Source organism: Oerskovia sp. 140933 (assembly GCF_059651515.1).
Genome location: NZ_JAMXIO010000016.1, coordinates 1 through 18,949 on the forward strand (window position 1 = coordinate 1; position 18,949 = coordinate 18,949).

The 18,949-nt window shown below is 73.6% G+C and carries 16 protein-coding genes; 6 read left to right on the top strand and 10 right to left on the bottom strand.

Features of this window, described 5'->3' with window-relative positions; all coding sequences use genetic code 11:
• Window positions 1-61: 61 nt before the first annotated feature.
• From NHG27_RS10105 to NHG27_RS10120, 4 genes are all read right to left on the bottom strand, one after another.
• Window positions 62-976 carry an amino acid ABC transporter permease gene (locus NHG27_RS10105; RefSeq protein ID WP_193718237.1) on the bottom strand — a complete coding sequence of 305 codons (915 nt, stop codon included), beginning with the start codon at window positions 974-976 and terminating at the stop codon, window positions 62-64.
• A complete protein-coding gene (locus NHG27_RS10110) occupies window positions 973-1,662 on the bottom strand; it encodes an amino acid ABC transporter permease (protein WP_193718238.1) in 690 nt (229 codons plus the stop codon). Before NHG27_RS10110 ends, NHG27_RS10105 begins: the two co-directional genes overlap by 4 nt.
• A 114-nt stretch (window positions 1,663-1,776) precedes the next feature.
• Window positions 1,777-2,640 (bottom strand): glutamate ABC transporter substrate-binding protein, encoded by an 864-nt coding sequence (locus tag NHG27_RS10115; RefSeq protein WP_193718239.1) that lies wholly within the window; start codon window positions 2,638-2,640, stop codon window positions 1,777-1,779.
• 265 nt (window positions 2,641-2,905) lie between these two features.
• On the bottom strand, window positions 2,906-3,739 hold the full coding sequence (locus NHG27_RS10120; RefSeq protein WP_497016216.1) for an amino acid ABC transporter ATP-binding protein: 834 nt from the start codon (window positions 3,737-3,739) through the stop codon (window positions 2,906-2,908).
• A gap of 147 nt (window positions 3,740-3,886) precedes the next feature.
• Here NHG27_RS10120 and miaB point away from each other — a divergent pair, with 147 nt between their 5' ends.
• A complete protein-coding gene (miaB, locus tag NHG27_RS10125) occupies window positions 3,887-5,572 on the top strand; it encodes a tRNA (N6-isopentenyl adenosine(37)-C2)-methylthiotransferase MiaB (RefSeq protein WP_193718338.1) in 1,686 nt (561 codons plus the stop codon).
• A gap of 97 nt (window positions 5,573-5,669) precedes the next feature.
• Here miaB and NHG27_RS10130 read toward each other — a convergent pair whose 3' ends face one another.
• Both NHG27_RS10130 and NHG27_RS10135 read right to left on the bottom strand, forming a co-directional pair.
• Window positions 5,670-6,173 (bottom strand): type III secretion system chaperone family protein, encoded by a 504-nt coding sequence (locus NHG27_RS10130; protein WP_193718241.1) that lies wholly within the window; start codon window positions 6,171-6,173, stop codon window positions 5,670-5,672.
• Window positions 6,170-6,814 carry a type III secretion system chaperone family protein gene (locus tag NHG27_RS10135; RefSeq protein ID WP_497016217.1) on the bottom strand — a complete coding sequence of 215 codons (645 nt, stop codon included), beginning with the start codon at window positions 6,812-6,814 and terminating at the stop codon, window positions 6,170-6,172. Before NHG27_RS10135 ends, NHG27_RS10130 begins: the two co-directional genes overlap by 4 nt.
• Window positions 6,815-6,873: 59 nt before the next feature.
• Here NHG27_RS10135 and NHG27_RS10140 point away from each other — a divergent pair, with 59 nt between their 5' ends.
• Window positions 6,874-7,599, top strand: a complete 726-nt coding sequence (locus tag NHG27_RS10140) for a hypothetical protein (protein ID WP_497016218.1) — start codon at window positions 6,874-6,876, stop codon at window positions 7,597-7,599.
• Here NHG27_RS10140 and NHG27_RS10145 read toward each other — a convergent pair.
• Genes NHG27_RS10145 through NHG27_RS10155 form a run of 3 tightly spaced genes read right to left on the bottom strand, consistent with a single transcriptional unit; the run spans window position 7,586 to window position 12,092 of the window.
• Window positions 7,586-9,643, bottom strand: a complete 2,058-nt coding sequence (locus tag NHG27_RS10145) for a hypothetical protein (protein WP_497016219.1) — start codon at window positions 9,641-9,643, stop codon at window positions 7,586-7,588. The two genes, NHG27_RS10140 and NHG27_RS10145, sit on opposite strands and share 14 nt — an antisense overlap.
• Complete coding sequence (locus NHG27_RS10150; protein WP_497016220.1) at window positions 9,640-11,595, bottom strand: HSP90 family protein; 1,956 nt, start codon at window positions 11,593-11,595, stop codon at window positions 9,640-9,642. The genes NHG27_RS10145 and NHG27_RS10150 overlap by 4 nt, the downstream gene beginning before the upstream one ends.
• Window positions 11,592-12,092 (bottom strand): type III secretion system chaperone family protein, encoded by a 501-nt coding sequence (locus NHG27_RS10155; RefSeq protein WP_497016221.1) that lies wholly within the window; start codon window positions 12,090-12,092, stop codon window positions 11,592-11,594. The genes NHG27_RS10150 and NHG27_RS10155 overlap by 4 nt, the downstream gene beginning before the upstream one ends.
• Window positions 12,093-12,286: 194 nt before the next feature.
• Between NHG27_RS10155 and miaA the strand changes: the two genes are divergently transcribed.
• Entirely contained in the window at window positions 12,287-13,240 is a 954-nt protein-coding gene (gene miaA, locus NHG27_RS10160; protein WP_497016222.1) for a tRNA (adenosine(37)-N6)-dimethylallyltransferase MiaA, read from the top strand.
• Entirely contained in the window at window positions 13,237-14,205 is a 969-nt protein-coding gene (gene dapF, locus NHG27_RS10165; RefSeq protein ID WP_497016223.1) for a diaminopimelate epimerase, read from the top strand. The genes miaA and dapF overlap by 4 nt, the downstream gene beginning before the upstream one ends.
• Window positions 14,206-14,322: 117 nt before the next feature.
• Here the strand turns inward: dapF and NHG27_RS10170 are convergent, their stop codons facing one another.
• Window positions 14,323-14,997, bottom strand: a complete 675-nt coding sequence (locus tag NHG27_RS10170) for a class I SAM-dependent methyltransferase (RefSeq protein WP_497016224.1) — start codon at window positions 14,995-14,997, stop codon at window positions 14,323-14,325.
• Between the two features lie 250 nt (window positions 14,998-15,247).
• Between NHG27_RS10170 and hflX the strand changes: the two genes are divergently transcribed.
• Both hflX and NHG27_RS10180 read left to right on the top strand, forming a co-directional pair.
• Window positions 15,248-16,780 carry a GTPase HflX gene (gene hflX, locus NHG27_RS10175; RefSeq protein ID WP_497016225.1) on the top strand — a complete coding sequence of 511 codons (1,533 nt, stop codon included), beginning with the start codon at window positions 15,248-15,250 and terminating at the stop codon, window positions 16,778-16,780.
• Between the two features lie 102 nt (window positions 16,781-16,882).
• Entirely contained in the window at window positions 16,883-18,940 is a 2,058-nt protein-coding gene (locus tag NHG27_RS10180) for an ATP-dependent DNA helicase (protein ID WP_497016226.1), read from the top strand.
• The last annotated feature ends 9 nt before the right edge of the window (window positions 18,941-18,949 follow it).

Sequence of the window (18,949 nt, forward strand, 5' to 3'; positions counted from 1 at the left end):
CGTGACGACCCGGGACGCCTGTGCTGTGCTGCTCGCCCGGAGGACGGGCTGCGACGGGCTGCTACCTGGGCGCGGGAGGTGCGGCCGGGGCAGGTGCCGTCCCCACCGGGGCCGCGCCGCGCGCCCCGACCGCGAGGCCGGGCGTCGCCGCCCGGACCGGACCCGCGGTCCGCCCCTTGAGCCGGCGCGCGAGGATCTCGGCGACCTTCGAGAGCACGTAGTTGATCGTGATGAACAGGACCGCCGCGACGAGCAGCGCCTGGAGGATGTTGCCGTACGCCGACCCCAGCCGGCGCGACTCCTGGAGCAGCTCGGTGTACGTGATGATGTAGCCGAGCGCGGTGTCCTTGAGGACCACCACGAGCTGCGAGACCAGCGCGGGCAGCATCGCGATGAGCGCCTGCGGCACCTCGACCGACCGGAGCGACTGCCCCCGCGTCAGGCCCACCGCGAGAGCCGCCTCGTGCTGGCCCTTCGGCAGACCGTAGACCCCCGAGCGCACGAGCTCCGCGACCACCGAGCCGTTGTACAGGACCAGGGCGATGACGACCGCCCAGAACGGCGCGTCGGGCACCTTGAGCTGGGCCAGGAACAGCCAGAAGAAGATCATCATGAGCAGGACAGGGACCGCCCGGAAGAACTCGACCACGAGACCCGAGAGCCAGCGGACCGCCCGGAGCGCCGAGAGACGCCCGATGCCGAACAGCAGGCCGAACACGATCGCCCCCACGATCGCCACGCCCGCGGCGCGCAGGGTGTCGACGATGCCGGGGAGGAAGAAGTTCTCCCACGCGTCAGCCGTGAAGATCGGCTGCCACTTCTCCGCGGTCAGCTGGTCCTCGCGCCCCAGCAGGACCAGGGCGTACGCCGCGATGCCGGCGACCACGACCGCGCCGATCACGTTGCCGATCACGATGGTCCGGCGACCCCGGGGCCCCGGCGCGTCGAACAGGACCGTCTGCTGCTGCGCCCTCATCGCTTCACCGCCAGGCGGCGGGACAGCGTCGTCGTCGCGAGGCCGACCGGGATCACGAGGATCACGTACCCGATCGCGAACGTCAGGAAGATCGCGATGATGACGTCGGAGTCGAACTCGATCATGGTCTTCATGAGGCTGGAGGTCTCCGTCGCGACGCCGGCAGCGGCTGCGACCGTCGAGTTCTTGATGAGGGCGATGAGCACGTTGCCGAGCGGGGCGACCGAGCCGCGGAACGCCTGCGGCAGGATCACGATGCGCGCCGCCGGCAGGAACGACAGGCCGATCGCGCGGGCCGCCTCGGCCTGGCCCAGGGGCACGGTGTTGACCCCGGAGCGGATCGCCTCGCACACGAACGCCGCGTGGTAGACGGCCAGCCCGAGCACAGCGAAGCGGAAGAAGTTCGACGGGAAGTCGTCGGCGAGCTGGATCTTGAGCTGCCCCCAGACCCCGAGGGTCAGGAAGACCATGATGATCGTCAGGGGCGTGTTGCGGAACAGCGTCACGTACGTCGCGCCCGCCCACTGCAGGCTCGGGATCGGGGAGATCCGCATGAGCGCGAGCACGGTGCCTATCACCAGGGCGAGGATCGCCGCCCAGAACGTGAGCTGGATGTTGACCCAGAACGCGCCCAGCACGTCGTAGGACTCGAAGAGACGCAGGAACTGAGAGAGGTAGTCACCCACGACGGGTCACCCTTCACGAGATGCGGCGCGGACGCCGCACGAGACCGGACAGGGACGGGTGCCGGGCCGGACCCGCGTCCTCGAGGACGCGAGCCCGGCCCGGCAGCGGACCTGTCAGGCGCAGGCGTCCGGCGTCGGCGGGTTCTCCGACGAGTTCGGGGTGTACCCGGTGCCCTCGGTGTTGGCCGTGATGGCCTCCTCCCACGAGCCGTCCTCGATCATCTCGGTGATCGCGGTGTTGATGTCCTCGCACTTGTCGCTGCTCTGCGAGATCCCGACGCCGTAGCGCTCGGTCGAGAACGGCGCACCCACGACCTTGACCTTGCCCTTGTTCGCGGGCTGGGCCGCGAGCCCGGCCAGGATGATGTCGTCCGTGGTGACCGCGTCGACCTGACCCGAGAGCAGGGCCGTGACGCACTCGGCGTAGCCCGGCTGCTCGAGGAGCTGGACCCCGGCGGCGTACTCGTCCTTGATGCGCTGGGCCGAGGTGGACCCGGTGACCGAGCAGAGGTTCTTGCCCTCGAGGTCCTCGGGTCCCTGGATGTCGGTGTTGTCCTCCGCGACGAGCAGGTCCTGCCCGGCGACGAAGTACGGTCCGGCGAACGCGACGGTCTCCTTGCGCTTGTCGGTGATCGAGTACGTCGCGAAGATCATGTCGACCTGGTCCGTGCTCAGCAGCGTCTCGCGCTGGGCCGACGGCGCCTCGGTCCACTCGATCTGGTCCTCCGAGTAGCCGAGCTTCTCCGCGACGTAGCGGGCGACGTCGGTGTCGAAGCCGGTGTAGGTGTCACCCTCCTTGAAGCCCAGGCCCGGCTGGTCGAACTTGATGCCGATCGTGATCTTCTCGCCGCCGCCGCTGGCGGTGCCGCCGCCCTCGGTCGAGCCGCCGCTGCTGTCGTCGCCTCCGCAGGCGCTCAGGGCGAGTGCGGCGGTCGCGGCGAGTGCGACGAGTCCTCCGGTACGGGTACGTGTGCGCATGTTGTCATCCTCTTCGTCAATGCCGAGCCGTCACGGGAGTCCTGGTGGTCACCCGCTGCGCCCGGCGGTCGTTGCCGGTCGAGCTGTTCGGTTGCTACAGGTGGGTCCGGGTTCTTCGTCGAGCCCGGGGACCGTGGGCCGTACGTGCTGCCGTGCTGTCAGGGGACTGCTGGTCGCGAGGTGTGTCGGATCGGTGCGAGCCGGGCCGGCGGGTGCCGTCCCGGGTGACGCGTCGGTGCGTCGGTGGGGTCGGGGTGCGGGGCGGTCAGTGCGTCAGGATCTTGGACAGGAAGTCCTGGGCGCGATGGCTCTTCGGGTTCGTGAAGAACTCCTCGGGTGGGGCCTCCTCGACGATCTGGCCGTCGGCCATGAAGACCACGCGGTGGGCCGCCTTGCGGGCGAAGCCCATCTCGTGCGTCACGACGATCATGGTCATGCCCTCCTTGGCGAGCGCGACCATGACGTCGAGGACCTCGTTGATCATCTCGGGGTCCAGCGCCGAGGTCGGCTCGTCGAAGAGCATGACCTTGGGATGCATGGCCAGGGCCCGGGCGATGGCCACGCGCTGCTGCTGACCGCCCGAGAGCTGGGCGGGCATCTTCTCGGCCTGGTCGCTGATCCCCACCCGGTCGAGCAGGGCGAGGGCCTCCTTCTTGGCCTCCGCGGCACGGGTCCGTCGGACCTTGACGGGCCCGAGCGTCACGTTGTCGAGGATGGTCTTGTGGGCGAACAGGTTGAAGGACTGGAACACCATGCCGACGTCGGCGCGCAGCCGGGCGAGCTCCTTGCCCTCCTCCGGGAGCGGCTCGCCGTCGATCACGATGGTGCCGGAGTCGATCGTCTCGAGCCGGTTGATGGCCCGGCACAGGGTGGACTTCCCCGATCCCGAGGGGCCGATCACGACGAGCACCTCGCCGCGACGGACCGTGAGATCGATGTCCTGCAGGACGTGGAGGTCGCCGAAGTGCTTGTTGACCCCGTGGAGCTCGACGAGCGGAGATCCGAGCTCGTCGGCACGTGCGGGCGCGTCGGGTGTGGGCAGGGGTGCGGTGGGCGACGCGTCGGGAGCGTCGCTCGGGGTGGTCGGTTGCGCGTCCATTTCATGAACCTAGGGGGGTTTTGTTGCGCACGCCACTGTTTCCGGCAACAGTTCGGCAACGGACGGGCAACAGATGCCCGGCTGGTCCCGGCTCGCGGCGAACGAGCGTTTCGGTAGGTCGGGCGCGGCGCCGTACCCTTGACGGTGATGTTCTCCACCGCGCTCCGCCCCGAAGACAGCCCCGCAGCGGGTCCCGCCGACGTGCCCGCAGGTGCCGGCAGCGCGGTCGCGTCCGACGCGCCCCGGACCTACATGGTCCGCACGCTCGGCTGCCAGATGAACGTGCACGACTCCGAGCACATGGCCGGGATGCTCGAGCAGGCCGGCTACACGCGGGCCGAGGCGGCCGACGAGGCCGCTCACCGTGCCGACGTCGTCGTCATCAACACGTGCGCGGTCCGGGAGAACGCGGCCACGCGCCTGTACGGGAACCTGGGCCAGCTCGCGTCGATCAAGGCCCGGCGCCCGGGCATGCAGATCGCGGTCGGGGGGTGCCTCGCGCAGAAGGACCGGTCGGGCATCGTCGAGAAGGCGCCGTGGGTCGACGTCGTGTTCGGCACCCACAACCTCGACGCGCTGCCCGTGCTCCTCGAGCGCGCCCGGCACAACGAGGCCGCGCAGGTCGAGATCGCCGAGTCCCTCCAGGTCTTCCCCTCGACCCTGCCGACCAAGCGCGAGTCCGTGTACGCGGGCTGGGTGTCGATCAGCGTCGGCTGCAACAACACGTGCACGTTCTGCATCGTGCCGCACCTGCGCGGCAAGGAGCGCGACCGGCGCCCGGGGCAGGTCCTCGCCGAGGTCCAGGCGCTCGTCGACCAGGGCGCGATCGAGGTGACCCTGCTGGGGCAGAACGTGAACAGCTACGGCGTCGAGTTCGGCGACCGCGGGGCGTTCGCCAAGCTGCTGCGCGCTTGCGGCGAGATCGACGGGCTCGAGCGCGTGCGCTTCACGTCCCCGCACCCTGCGGCCTTCACCGACGACGTGATCGCGGCCATGGCCGAGACGCCCAACGTCATGCCGCAGCTCCACATGCCGCTCCAGGCGGGGTCGGACCGCATCCTGCGGGCCATGCGCCGGTCCTACCGCTCGGAGAAGTTCCTCGGGATCCTCGACCGGGTGCGCGAGGCCATGCCCGACGCGTCGATCACGACCGACCTCATCGTGGGCTTCCCGGGCGAGACCGAGGAGGACTTCGCCGAGACGCTGCGCGTCGTCGAGGCCTCCCGGTTCTCCTCGGCCTTCACGTTCCAGTACTCGCAGCGCCCGGGCACCCCGGCCGCGACCTTGCCGGACCAGCTGCCCAAGGAGGTCGTCCAAGAGCGGTACGAGCGTCTCCAGGCGCTCCAGGACCGGGTCAGCGCCGAGGAGTCGGCCCGGCAGGTCGGGCGTACGGTCGAGGTGCTCGTGACCGAGGGGTCGGGGCGCAAGGACGGCGCGACGCACCGCCTGACCGGTCGCGCGGCGGACAACCGCCTGGTCCACCTCGCGGTGCCCGACGACGTCGTGACCCTGATGGCCGGCCGCACCGACGCCGACGTCACGGCCGACGACCCGCGCCTCGCCGACGACCTGGACCCGCGCCTGCCCCGTCCCGGCGACATGGTCACGGTCGAGGTCACCCGGTCGGCGCCCTACCACCTGGTCGCGGACTCGGCGGTGGCCGGCCCCGCAGGCGTCGGCACCTACGCGGTGCGCCGTACGCGCTCGGGCGACGCCTGGGTCGCGCGCGAGAAGACCCGCCTGGGCGGCGGCGACGACCACGGTCACTCGCACGGCGCGCCCGCAGCGGGCGGCCCGGTGAGCCTGGGACTGCCGAGCCTGCGCCGCCCCTGACGGGGCGTCGAGGCCGGGCGCCGAGCGGTGGACGGGACTCTGCGCGGGGGTCGACGCGGGCCGGGCGCGGCACGTCGGCCCCGGGTGGCGGAGCCTCTCAGACCTGCGGCAGCTGCCCGCCGATCGTGCTGAAGAGCTGCACCGCGGTGCCCAGGCCGCACGAGACGATCTGCCCGAGCTGGTCGTCGGTCGCACCCTGCTCGAGGTCGACCGAGACCTCGGCGTACATCGCGAGACCCTGGCCCTCCTCGCGGACGTAGACCTTGGGCCAGATGCGCTCGCGGTTCCAGTCGTTGACGGCCTGCAGGAGTGCGAGGCGCGAGGTCACGGGCACGGTCGTCGACCAGCGACCACGGATCTGGAGGATCTCCTCGTGGTCGCCCAGCAGCAGGAACCAGAACCGGTTGCCGTCCCAGGTGCCCGTGATGTCGCCGTCGTCGTCGATCCGGAAGTGGTAGCCGCGTCGCGACAGGTAGTCCCCGATGCGGCGGGTCGACAGGGGGGTGGGCAGCTCGACGTCGACGGGCACGTCCTCGACGGGCTTGGGCCGGTGGTTGCCGAACAGGCGTGCGAGCCAGCTCGTCCGGGGGGCGGGGCTCATGGTGCCGACCTCGCGGGGTCCGGGTAGAACTCGTCGAGCGCGTCGAAGAACATCGAGCCCGTCGACAGCCCGCACTGGAGCAGCTGGTCGAGCTGGTCGTCGTTCACGCCGTGCTCCAGGTCGACCGTGACCTCGGTGAACACGTGGACCATGCCGTTGTCGCGCACGCGCGTGTAGGCCTTGGGCCAGATGCGGTCGGCGTTCCACTCGTTGCAGAACTCGAGGATCTCCTCGAGGCGCTCGATCGTGATGTCCCGGTTCCACTGGCCCCGGACCTGCAGGATCTCGGTGTGCGAGCCGAACAGCAGGAAGTAGAACAGCCGCCCGTGCCACAGGCCGCCGACGTCGCCCTCCGCGTCGATGAAGTAGCTGTACCCGGCGTCCGCGATCCACTCGAGGACGCGCGCGCGGTGCAGGGGGGTGGGGATCTTGTCGTGCTCGATGTCGGCGACCATGGTGCCACCGAGCTCGCGGAGCAGCAGGCTCTCGACCGAGGCGTGCAGGGCCGCGTCGTCGAGCGCGGCGCCGGAGGTGCCGCCGACCTCGTCCCGCGCGTGCTCGTCGGGAGCGTCCTTCCTGCCCTGGTCGCCCGAGTCGTCCCGTCCTGCCTGGTGTCCCCGTCTGCCGCCGAAGAACCTCATGTGCCCACCCTACCCGCGCCCGCTGGGGATCGTCCTGCTCGCGGGGTAGCGTGGCGCGCGTGATCGTTCGCGCTGTCGCCGTGCCCGGAACCCCGCTGCTCGTCCCGGGCGTCGCGGGGAGCGCCGAGGTCCTCGCGGAGCCGCGGTCCCAGGCGCTCGACGCCCTGCGCGACCTGGCCCGCGACGCGCACCGCGTCGTGGTCCTCGACTGCGGGGCGCGCCGCCCCGACGACCGTCGGGGCACGGCGCGCCCGGGGCTGGAAGCCGTCGGGGTCGCTCCACGCTGGTGGGGCTGGACCCCGCGTCCGTCGGACCCCGACCTGCCCGTCGCGGGCGTCGCGGCATCGGTCGCGCTGCTCGCCCTCGAGGCGGCAGGCTGGGAGGGACCGGTCGAGGTCGTCGAGCTCGGCACCGGTACGGTCCCGGCGGCCGCGGTCGGCCTCGTGCGCGACGTCCTCGCGGAGGAGGGCACGGGACTGGTCGTCGTCACCGGGGCACGGGCCCCCCTGCCCGACGGCGTCGCTCGCCCCGCGGACGCGGACGCGGGCGCGGCCGGGGCGGCCGAGCACGCGGTGCTCGGCGCGCTGGGCGCGGGCTGGGACCGCGACGTCCGGCACGCGACGGGGGAGTACGAGGGACGCGTCTACGAGGTCGTGAGGTTCCGCGCTCCGGCGGTCCTGGTCCGTGACTCGCGGCCGGCACGGGCCGCAGGGCGCGCCGCCCGACCCGGGAACCCGGACCGGGCGACGCTCCGCACGCCGCGACGCGGGGTCAGCGGCGGCTGACCGACTCCGCCACCTGGCCGGCCTCGTCGTCACGACCCAGCCTGCGCAGCACACCGACGAGCTCGTTGCCCACGCGCGCCCAGTCGTCCTGGTCGTGCGCGAGCCGGAACCCGTCGACCGCGGACTCGAGCGCGGGGACCGCGGACTCGAGGTCCCCCGCCGCCGCGCGCGCGGCCCCCGCGAGCCAGAACGCGTGCGCCGCGCCGCGCAGGTCGCCCGAGCGGGCGTACTCCTCGGCGACGGCCTCGGCGGCCGCAGACGCACGATCGTGCTCCCCGAGCGTGGCCAGGAGCCGGGCACGGGTGTCGAGGAGCTCGAGGCGTTCGCGGGCCGTCCCGTCCTCCTGCGCGGGGACGGTCCCCTCGGACGCGGCGTCCCCGGTGAGCGTGGACACGACCGCACCGCCGGTCGCGGAACCGACGGCGCCGCCTGTCGACGGGGTACCGATCTCGGCCAGGACCTTGTCGACGGCCGTCAGCCCGGCCCCGGCAGCACCCGCGCGAGCGCTGAGCCGGGCGAAGACGCGCACGACCGGGCCGCGGTACGCGGGGGTGACGCCGCCGGCCCGCAGGAGCGCCACCGCACGGGGGAAGGCCGCGAGGGCTCCCTCGACGTCCTGCTCGACCGCCGCGAGCTGGGCGGCCTCGGCCAGCGCGAAGCCCGCCCCGTCGAGCGCCCCCTGGACCTCGAGCCGTGCGGCGGCGCGCTGGTACAGGCCGGCGGCCCCCGCAGGGTCGCTCGCGGCGAGCACCGCGGCGCGGGCCACGAGAGACTCCGCGCTCTCCTCCGGGTCCGTCCCCTCGACCATGGACGTGGCCCAGGTGCCGGCGTCGAGCGCCGAGAGGTCGGACGGGCCGCCCGTGGGCTGCGCCGTCGTCGCGGCACCCCGGGCCCCGGCGTCCGCAGCCTCGGAGACCGCAGACGTGGGCGCTCCCTCCTGCGCCGCCGCCAGCACGCTCAGGCTCACGGGGAGCAGGACCGGGGCGTGGGTCCACACCGCCTCGGTGCGCCGGGTCGCCGCGTCGGTGCCGTTGCGGGCGTCGAACGCCGCCGCGATCTCGAGGGCCTCACGGCGTACCCAGCGGTCGAGCTCGCCGACCGTGGAGGCCGGGACCTCGCGCAGGGCGACCGGGCGCTCGCCGTGCTCGGCCACGAGCACCGCCGTCACGGTGCCGACGCTGAGCAGGAAGGACCAGCGGTCGCGCGGGGAGTCCGCGCTCAGGAGGTGGTCCTGGTGCTCCTCGATCCGGGCCAGGGCACGCTCGACGTTGCCCGTCCGGGCGAGGAACTCGATGTGACGACCCTGTGGGCCCTCCATCGAGACCCCGTTGTCGAGGTGCCGCAGCCCGCGCCGGTGGGTCGCGGCGGCCTTGTCGGCCTGCCCGGTCTCGAGGTACGCGAGCTGGAGCCGGGAGAGCATGTCGCCGGGCTCGGTCGCGCACGTGGGGGAGCCCGCGAGCACCTGCTCCAGGAGACGGACCCCCTCGCCGAGGCGTCCGGCGTCGAGCAGGTAGGCGGCGCGGTCCCCGGGCTCGCACGCCTCGCACTGCGAGAAGTCGTCCCGGGGCGTGGCGACCCAGGCCTCGTAGGCGTCCGCGGTGTCCAGGGCCCCGCGGGCACGAGCCCACTGGAAGCGAGACATGGCCACGGCGTTCATGCCGTTGCCCGCGACCGCGTACCGGCGCTCCATGTCGTCGAGGGTCCGCTCGATCTGCGCGGCCGGGACGGCGGGGAAGTCCATGAGGTTGCCGACCATCCACTTGAACGACCAGAACAGCGAGTGCGTTTCCTGCTCGTCGAAGTGCTCGGGGTGCTCGTCCCACCAGCGCAGGAGCTGGGTGAACGGGAGATAGGCCTTGGTGACCTCGTTTCCCCAGACGTAGGACTCGACGAGGACGAAGAGCGCGTACGCGCGGGCCTCGTCCGGGCCGTCGGACGTGATCCGTCCGAGCTCCGCGGCGGCGGCCGTGCTGCGCGCGACGCCGTAGGGCATCTCCCGGACGCGGGACAGCGCGGCGTTGGCCTCGTGGACCGAGCGGGTCATCTGTTCTCCTCCAGGGGGGTGGTGCCGGGGCGCAGGGCCCGGTCGAGCAGGACGGCGAGCGAGCCGTTCATGAGGGTGGCCTCCGAGGCCCGCAAGGGTCTGCCGGAGAGCAGGAGGGCGGTGACGTACAGGGACTGGGCACCGGCCTCGAGGACGTGCGGGTCCGTCGTCGCGAGGAGCGAACGGACGGTCTCGTTGGTGTCGTTGAGCACGAGCTGTCGTGACCGGGCGGGGCCCGCGAGCCCGGCGAGCACCTGGCCCCAGACGTCGTCCGCCGCGTCGGCGGCGGCCTGCGCCTCGCGCTGGTGGTCCCCGTCGCGGTCGTGCAGGAGCATGGCGGGCAGGACCGAGGGCTCGAAGGCACGCACGATCACCTCGCAGTCCTGCGGCGCGAGCGCGTCGTCGACGGCGCGGACGGCGTCCGCGACCTCGAGCTCACGCAGCGGGTCCACCTCGAGGAGCGCCCGGGAGACGTCGGCCGACGTCACGGGCGACAGCCGCCACTGCGGGAAGCGGCGCGCGATGCGTTCGAGCAGGTCGGCGTCGTACACGTACCCGCCGTTGACGAGGCCGAGGCCCTGGGCGGCCGCGACGGGCGCGACGCGTCGGAACTCCTCGACGCTCGGGGTCCACAGCAGGCGCGCCCCGTCCGGCAGGGTCGCGGCCAGGTCCGCGAGCGTGCCCGTCCCCTCGGTGGTCTCGAACGGCAGGACGCGGGCCGCGAGGTCGAGCATGTCGTCGTCCTGGAGGGCGAGGGCCCGCACCGCGAGGTGGTGCACCCGGAGGAATGCACGGCGCGCCGCGGAGTCCTCGGCGAGCGTCGTCAGGGCCCATGCGCGCACCTGGGCGCCGAGGGCCTCGCGCGTCGCGAGCAGCACCTCGTCCTCGTAGAGCCCCTCGCGCGACGCGGTGGGGCGCAGCGCGGAGGCGTCCAGGACGCACCGGACGAAGAACGCCCAGGGGGGCAGGAGGTCGTCGACGCGGGTCCCGAGGAGCATCCGCTTGAGGTACACCCGGTGGCTCGAGGGCGTCGTGGGGGACACCGCGGCGGGCAGGACGTACGCGACGCCCGTCAGGCCGGCGAGCGGCAGGTCGAGGTCGATGCGGGCCAGGGGCGTGAAGCCGAGCGTCTGCTCGGCGTAGCGCGTGAGCGCAGCGTCGCGCTCGGCGGGCGACGTGTGCGCTCCCGTCCACGGGAGGTCCGTGCCGCTCAGGCGTCGCCAGACCGTGGGCGCGCCGCCGCTGCCGGCGTCGGCCCCGGCGGTCGCGCCCGGGCCCGGGCGCCGGTCCGCGCCGTGGTCCGGCCTGCCGTCGATGTCGAGGGAGACCTCGACCTGCAGGTCCACGGGCAGCAGCGACCCGAAGTCCAGGGCGAGGGCCGTGACGGTGTCCGGGGCGAGCCAGTGCTCCATGTCCCGTCGGGGGTGCAGCCGGACGGTGCTGCCCGGCGCGGCGGGGACCCGGGGATCCTCGGCGGGGACCTCGGTCAGCTCGTAGCTGCCGTCCGCGAAGCCGCGCCAGCGCACGGGGGCGGGGACGGCGCCGTCGGGCAGGGTGCGCGCCGAGCGCGACGTGAGCTCGATCTCGTCGGCGACCATGAACGCCGACAGGAGACCGATGCCGAACTGGCCCAGGAACTGCTCACGACCCGTCCCGAGCTCGACGTCGCGCTTGGAGCTTCGACCGATCGTGGCGAGCAGCTCGCCCGCCTCGGCCAGCGTGAGGCCCACCCCGGAGTCCGTGACCTCGAGCCCGCCGTCGGGCAGGGGCCGGAGGCGGATCGTCGCGGGGACGTCCTCGCCCGGCACCGCTGGTGTCAGGTCCCGGCGCGCGGTGATGGCGTCCACGCCGTTCTGCAGGAGCTCGCGCAGGTAGACGCGCGGGCTCGAGTACAGGTGGCGGGCGAGCAGGTCGACGACGCCGTGCAGGTCGACCTGGAACGTGCTCGTCAAAGCGGCCGGTCCTCGACGAAGGTGTTCGCGTCGGAGGCGTCCGCCTCCGGGTCCGGGAAGCGCTCGTCGAGCTGCTCGAAGAACTGCAGGCCCGTGTACAGGCCGCACTCGACGAGCTGGGCGAGCTGGTCGTCCGCGACGCCGAACTCCAGGTCGGTCGCGACCTCCGTGTAGAACGCGACCCGCTCGCCCTCCAGACGGCAGAAGACCTTGGGCCACACCTTGCGCTGGTTGAAGTCGTTGGCGAGCATGACGGCTTCCACGTGCTCCTCGGCGGGCAGCGTGCGGTGCCAGCGCCCCCGGACCTGCAGGATCTCCTGCTCGTCCCCCTGGACGAAGAAGTAGAAGACGTTCCCGTCCCAGCCGCCGCCCAGGTCGCCGTCGTCGTCGATCCCGTAGTGCCAGCCCTTGCCGGACAGGAAGGCCTCGACCCGGTCGCGCGAGAGCGGGGCGTTGCGGGCCAGGCCGGCGTCGTCGGGCTTGGTGAAGTAGCTCATGTCTCGTTCCTCGTCGTCGGGTGCCGCTGCGGTACGGCGGAGGAGGCGGCGGGGCCGGGCACACCCGACAACCCCTCCGCCCGTCCCGAGGAGCCTACGCACGACCACCCACACCGGGACAGGGTGGATTTGTCGGACGACGCCCGGCGGGCGAGGCGGGGCCCGGCACGGCGCCCGCCGGGTACGGTTCTCGGATGCTCATCGTCGCCGTCGTCGGCCCCACCGCGACCGGGAAGTCGGACCTCGCCCTCGACCTCGCACAGGCCCTTGCCCCTGCCGAGATCGTCAACGCCGACGCCTACCAGCTCTACCGCGGCATGGACGTGGGGACCGCGAAGGTGCCCGTCGGCGAGCGTCGGGGGATCGTCCACCACCAGCTCGACGTCCTGGACCCCGCCGACGACGCGTCGGTCGCGGACTACCAGGCCGCGGCGCGAGCCGACCTCGACGCGATCGCCGCGCGCGGGGCCCGGCCCGTCGTCGTGGGCGGCTCGGGGCTCTACGTGCGCGCCCTGCTCGACGAGATGAACTTCCCCGGCACGGACCCCGCAGTCCGCGCGCGCCTCGAGGAGCGCGCCGAGCGCGAGGGGACCCGTGCCCTGCACACCGAGCTCGCCCGGCTCGACCCCGCGGCCGCGACGTCGATCGGTCCGGCCAACACGCGGCGCATCGTCCGTGCGCTCGAGGTCATCGAGATCACGGGAGAGCCCTTCACGGCGAACCTCCCGCGCCAGGAGTACGTGCGCCCCGCGGTACAGATCGGGCTCGACTGCGACCGCGAGACGCTCGACGCGCGCGTCGCGGGCCGCGTCGAGCGCATGTGGGACGGCGGCCTGCTCGACGAGGTCCGTGCGCTCGCGCCGCACCTGGGCCGCACGGCGGCGCGCGCCGTCGGCTACGCCGAGGTCCTCGCGCACCTGCGCGGGGAGACCACGGCGGACGAGGCCCGCGAGCAGATCACCGCGAACACGCGCCGGCTGGCCCGCAAGCAGATGGGCTGGTTCGGTCGCGACCCGCGCGTGCACTGGCTCGACGCGCAGTCCGGGACGCTCCTGGCCGACGCCCTGGAGATCGTCCGCGCCGCCGACGAGGGCACCCTGGACGCGCGCACCGACGACCGTCCGACGCGCCGTAGTCTGGGCTCATGAGCCAGCCGCCGACCCGCTCCACGACCCGTTTCGCCAAGGGCCACGGGACCCGCAACGACTTCGTCCTCCTCGCGGACCTCGAGGGCAGCCGCGACCTCGACGCCGACCAGGTGCGGGCGCTCGCGGACCGCCGGTCCGGGATCGGCGGCGACGGCGTGATCCGGCTCGTCCCCACGGCCTACGTGCCCGAGTCCGCGCAGGTCCTCGCGGAGGACCCCGACGCGATCTGGTTCATGGACTACCGCAACGCGGACGGCTCGATCGCCGAGATGTGCGGCAACGGCGTGCGCGTCTTCGCGGCCTTCGCCGAGCGCCTCGGGCTCGTGGACCTGGAGGCGCCGGCCCACGAGGACGGCGAGACGACCGCCGCACCGCGCGTGCTCGCGGTCGGGACGCGCGCGGGCGTGAAGCACGTGAGCAAGGAGGCGGGCGGCTGGTACGCCGTCGACATGGGGCCGTGGTTCCTGCCGGGCGGGCGCACGGCGCTCGACGAGGGGTTCGACGCGGCCGTCGCCGTCGCGGGCTGGGACGTCCCGCGTCCCGCGCTGAGCGTCGACCTGGGCAACCCGCACACGGTCCTCGCGCTGCCGCACGAGGACGAGCTCGACGCCGCCGACCTCACCCAGGCACCCACCGTCCAGCCCCTGCCGCCGCACGGCACCAACGTCGAGCTCGTGGTCCCGCTCGGCGAGGAGGTCTCGGTCGACGGCACCGTCGTGGGGCGCCTGCGCATGCGCGTGCACGAGCGCGGCGTCGGGGAGACCGAGTCCTGCGGCACGGGCGCGTGCGCCGCGGCGCTCGCGGTCCGTGCGTGGGGCGGCCCCGGGTCGCCCGACGTGTGGCTCGTCGACGTGCCGGGCGGCACGGTGCGCGTGACCGCGCTCGAGGGCGGTCGGGTCGAGCTCGCGGGCCCCGCGGAGATCGTCTTCGGTGGCGAGCTGGACCTCGCGGCGTTCACGCGCTGAGCGGGCCGCCGCGCCGAGCGGCACGCGTCCCCGGCCCGACGGCGTCGCGCACCGGGGCGCCCGGCGTGCGACGGACCGTGGCCGGCTCGTGCGCGGCACGGCCCGTGCGGCGGGTGCTCAGCCTGCGCGCGCGACCTCGAGGACCCGGAAGCCCTTGGCGCTCGCGAGCTTGCTCACCGACAGCTCGTCGTCCAGGTGCTCGTCCAGCCACGCGATGAGCGAGTCCGCCCCGAGGTTGCGCTGCACCACGAGGTAGGCCTCGGTCCCGGGCTCCAGGCGCGGCAGCCAGTGCAGCAGCATGTCGTGCAGCACCTCCTTGCCGACCCGGATGGGCGGGTTGGACCAGATCGCGGCGAACAGGACGTCCGCGGGGACGTCCTCGGGCCGCACCGCGCGCACGTTCCCCAGCCCCAGGCGGGTGGCGTTGCGGCGCACCAGGTCGAGCGCGCGCTCGTTGACGTCCACGGCCCACACGGTCGCGTCCGGCCGCTCGAGCGCCATGGTCAGGGCGACCGGGCCCCAGCCGCAGCCGAGGTCGAGGAGGTGCGCGGCGCCGTCGGGCCCGGGGCTCGCGGGCGGGAGGTCGGGGACCGAGCGCAGCAGGACCTGGGTGCCGAGGTCGAGCCGTCCGGGGGAGAAGATGCCCGACGCGACCTCGACCGTGACCTCGCGGCCCGCGAGCCGGACCGTGAGCTCGCGGCGCTCGGCCGCGGAGGCCGGCTGCGCCGTGAAGTAGTGGTCCGGGGAGGGCTCGGGCGCGTCGCCGGCGGGCAGGTCGGGAGGTGGTGTCACGAGGATCGATCCTAATCGGCCCACGCGGCGCCCACGTCCTGGCCCTGGCCCGTCCCTGGCCCTGGCCCGTCGGGGCCCCCGCCGCTGCGCCCTGGGATGAACTGCGGGCCCCGACGACGAATTGGTTCGCGTCGGGACGATCCGGCGTGCCACGCTTGTTGTACGACATGCCGACCGGGCGTCCCGGACCGGCACGACCGGCCCAGGTCGCACGGACCCGGTGCCCGGACCCTCAGCTGAAAGGCGGCCCATGACCCAGACCCCCGCGAACCCCACCCCCGAGACGGCACCGGAGACGGTCGAGCGCCCCGAGCGCGACATCGCCGGAGACGTCGTGGCACGGGTGCTCGCACGGGCAGGGACCGCGCGCGCCGAGGGAGGCACCCAGCACTCGATCCACGACGGAGAGCAGCTCGAGCTCGCCGAGCGCACCGCGCTGCGACGGGTCGCGAACCTGTCCACGGAGCTCGAGGACGTCACCGAGGTCGAGTACCGACAGCTGCGCCTCGAGAAGGTCGTGCTCGTCGGGCTCTACACGGGCAGCGGCGACGCCGCGGCCGCCGAGGCGGAGGTCTCGCTGCGCGAGCTCGCGGCGCTCGCCGAGACGGCGGGCTCCCAGGTGCTCGACGGCGTCCTCCAGCGCCGCCAGAAGCCCGACCCCGGCACCTACCTGGGCTCGGGCAAGGCCGAGGAGCTCGCGTCCGTGGTGGCCATGACGGGCGCGGACACCGTCGTGATCGACGGCGAGCTCGCCCCCTCCCAGCGCCGTGCGCTCGAGGACATCGTCAAGGTCAAGGTCGTCGACCGGACGGCCCTGATCCTCGACATCTTCGCCCAGCACGCCAAGTCCCGTGAGGGCAAGGCCCAGGTCGAGCTCGCGCAGCTCGAGTACCTGCTCCCGCGCCTTCGTGGCTGGGGCGAGTCGATGTCCCGCCAGGCCGGTGGCCAGGTCGGCGGCGCGGGGGCCGGCATGGGCTCGCGCGGACCCGGTGAGACCAAGATCGAGCTCGACCGGCGCCGCATCCGCGACCGCATGACCAAGCTCCGTCGCGAGATCGCCGCGATGGCCCCCGCCCGCGAGACCAAGCGGACCTCGCGCAAGCGTCACGCGATCCCGTCGGTCGCGATCGCCGGCTACACCAACGCGGGCAAGTCGAGCCTCCTCAACGCGCTCACGGGCGCGGGCGTGCTCGTCGAGAACGCGCTGTTCGCGACCCTGGACCCCACGGTCCGCCGCGCGCAGACCGAGGACGGGCGCGTGTACACGCTCGCGGACACGGTCGGGTTCGTCCGGTCGCTGCCGCACCAGCTCGTCGAGGCGTTCCGCTCGACCCTCGAGGAGGTCGGCCAGTCCGACCTGCTGCTGCACGTGGTCGACGCGTCGCACCCCGACCCCGAGGGCCAGATCGCCGCCGTCCGGCACGTCCTCGCGGACATCCCGGGCATCGACCAGGTGCTCGAGGTCGTCGTGCTCAACAAGGTCGACATCGCGGACCCCGCGGTCGTCGCCCGCATCCGTGCGCGCGAGCGGCGCACGATCGTCGTCTCGGCGCACACCGGGCAGGGGATCGACGACCTGCTCCAGCTCATCTCCGACGAGCTGCCGCGGCCCGACGTGTCGATCGACCTCGTGGTGCCCTACCACCGCGGCGACCTGGTCAACCGCGTGCACCTCACGGGAGAGATCGACCTCGAGGAGCACGTCGAGACCGGCACCCGTCTCCTGGGCCGGGTCGACGAGGGGCTCGCGCTCGAGCTCAACGCGGTCGCCGTCCGCGCGTAGCGCGGCGTCGGGGGGGGGGGGGGGCGGGCCCCGGCCCCCCCCGGACCCCGCCGCCCCCGCCCCGGACCCTGCCGTGTCGGTGGCCCCACGTAGACTTCCGGGGTGCCCGAGGACCTCACCACCACCCTGACCACGGGCTCTGCGACCCCTGACGTCGAGGAGCTGCTCGACCTCGCGGTCGGCGCCCTCGGTGGCGGCCGTCGCGCCGGGCAGCACCAGATGGCCGTGGCCGTGGCCCGGACGATCGACGGTGCGGACGGGCCGGACCACCTGCTGGTCCAGGCCGGCACCGGCACCGGGAAGTCGCTCGGCTACCTCGTGCCGGCCGTGCGGCACGCCGTCTGCGAGGACGAGCGCGTCATCGTCTCGACCGCGACCCTGGCCCTCCAGCGCCAGATCATCACGCGTGACCTCCCGCTCGTCGCCCAGGCCGTCGCCGACCGGCTGCCGCGCCCGCCCCGCATCGCACTGCTCAAGGGCTGGCACAACTACCTGTGCCAGCACAAGATCGAGGGCGGCTACCCGGCCGACGAGCCCACGCTGTTCGACCTTCCCACGGGCGGGGAGCGCGCAGGCGTCGCCGAGCACCCGGCGCCCGGCGCGGCCTCGGGAGCGGCGGCACTGGGGGAGCAGGTCGTGCGGCTGCGCGAGTGGGCGCAGGAGACCACGACCGGGGACCGGGACGACCTGGTGCCCGGCGTCTCGGACAAGGCCTGGCGGCAGGTCTCGGTCACGGCCCTCGAGTGCCTGGGCGCCAAGTGCCCCCTCATCGACGACTGCTTCCCCGACCAGGCCCGCACGTCCGCCCGCGAGGCCGACGTCGTCGTGACCAACCACGCCATGCTGGGCATCGCCGCGTCCGGTTCGCCCGGGGTCCTGCCCGAGCACGGCGTCGTGGTCGTCGACGAGGCGCACGAGCTGAGCGACCGCGTCACCGCCGCCGCGACCGCAGACCTCTCGGTGCCCGTCATCGAGCACGCCGCGCGCCTCGCGCGCCGGCACGGGGGCGTCCAGACGACAGACCTGGACCTCGCCACCGGGGCGTTCGGCACCGTCGTCGCCGCGCTGCCGGCCGAGCGCTTCCCCGACGGCCTGCCCGGCGACGCGCGCGCGGCGGTCGCCGCGGTCCGCGACGCGGCCCGTACCGTCCTGAGCGCCCTCAAGCCGGACACGTCCGGCGGGCAGGGCTCTCAACCCGACACCGGCATGAAGATGGCCCAGACGACCATGCTCCAGGTCTTCGAGATCGCCGAGCGCATGGCCCAGGACCCCACGGGCCACGACGTCCTGTGGTGCTCGCGCGCGGGCGACGACGGCCGGTGGAGCGGGGACGGCGTGAGCAAGCTGCACGCGGCCCCCCTCGCGGTCGCGGGCCTCATCCGTACCCATCTCCTGACCGAGCGCACGGGTGTCTTCACGTCGGCGACGCTCGCGCTGGGCGGCACGTTCGACCCCGTCGCCCGGTCCCTGGGGCTCGACGACGACGGCGCGACCTGGACCGGCGTGGACGTCGGCAGCCCCTTCGACTACCCCCAGCAGGGCATCCTCTACATCGCCAAGCACCTGCCGCAGCCCGGCCGCGAGGCCGCCACGGACGGTCAGCTCGACGAGATCGCCGACCTCATCACCGCCGCCGGGGGGCGGACCCTCGGTCTCTTCTCGTCGCGGCGCGCGGCGCTCGCGGTCGCCGAGGCCATGCGCGAGCGCCTCGACGTCCCCGTCCTGTGCCAGGGCGACGACCAGCTCCCGACCCTCGTCAAGGAGTTCGCCGCGGACCCGCAGACGTGCCTGTTCGGCACGCTCTCGCTGTGGCAGGGCGTCGACGTGCCCGGACCCAGCTGCCAGCTCGTCCTCATCGACCGCATCCCCTTCCCGCGACCCGACGACCCCGTGAAGTCGGCCCGCGCTCGAGCCGTCGAGGCCGCGGGCGGCAACGGCTTCATGCAGGTCTCGGCCAACCACGCCGCCCTGCTGCTCGCCCAGGGCGCCGGGCGCCTCATCCGGTCCACGTCGGACCGCGGCGTCGTCGCGGTCCTCGACCCGCGTCTCGCGACGGCCCGCTACGGTTCCTACCTCACGAGGTCCATGCCGGACTTCTGGACCACGACCGACCGTCGTGTCGTTCTCTCTGCGCTCGAGCGCCTGTCCGCCCTAGGCTGAGACCCGGCA

Excerpts from the sequence above, each read along its gene's own strand:
- miaB (WP_193718338.1), top strand. The coding sequence starts at position 3,887 with ATGTTCTCCACCGCGCTCCGCCCCGAAGACAGCCCCGCAGCGGGTCCC.
- NHG27_RS10105 (WP_193718237.1), bottom strand. The coding sequence starts at position 976 with ATGAGGGCGCAGCAGCAGACGGTCCTGTTCGACGCGCCGGGGCCCCGG.
- NHG27_RS10130 (WP_193718241.1), bottom strand. The coding sequence starts at position 6,173 with ATGAGCCCCGCCCCCCGGACGAGCTGGCTCGCACGCCTGTTCGGCAAC.
- miaA (WP_497016222.1), top strand. The coding sequence starts at position 12,287 with ATGCTCATCGTCGCCGTCGTCGGCCCCACCGCGACCGGGAAGTCGGAC.
- NHG27_RS10135 (WP_497016217.1), bottom strand. The coding sequence starts at position 6,814 with ATGAGGTTCTTCGGCGGCAGACGGGGACACCAGGCAGGACGGGACGAC.
- NHG27_RS10120 (WP_497016216.1), bottom strand. The coding sequence starts at position 3,739 with ATGGACGCGCAACCGACCACCCCGAGCGACGCTCCCGACGCGTCGCCC.
- NHG27_RS10145 (WP_497016219.1), bottom strand. The coding sequence starts at position 9,643 with ATGACCCGCTCGGTCCACGAGGCCAACGCCGCGCTGTCCCGCGTCCGG.
- hflX (WP_497016225.1), top strand. The coding sequence starts at position 15,248 with ATGACCCAGACCCCCGCGAACCCCACCCCCGAGACGGCACCGGAGACG.
- NHG27_RS10115 (WP_193718239.1), bottom strand. The coding sequence starts at position 2,640 with ATGCGCACACGTACCCGTACCGGAGGACTCGTCGCACTCGCCGCGACC.
- NHG27_RS10155 (WP_497016221.1), bottom strand. The coding sequence starts at position 12,092 with ATGAGCTACTTCACCAAGCCCGACGACGCCGGCCTGGCCCGCAACGCC.
- dapF (WP_497016223.1), top strand. The coding sequence starts at position 13,237 with ATGAGCCAGCCGCCGACCCGCTCCACGACCCGTTTCGCCAAGGGCCAC.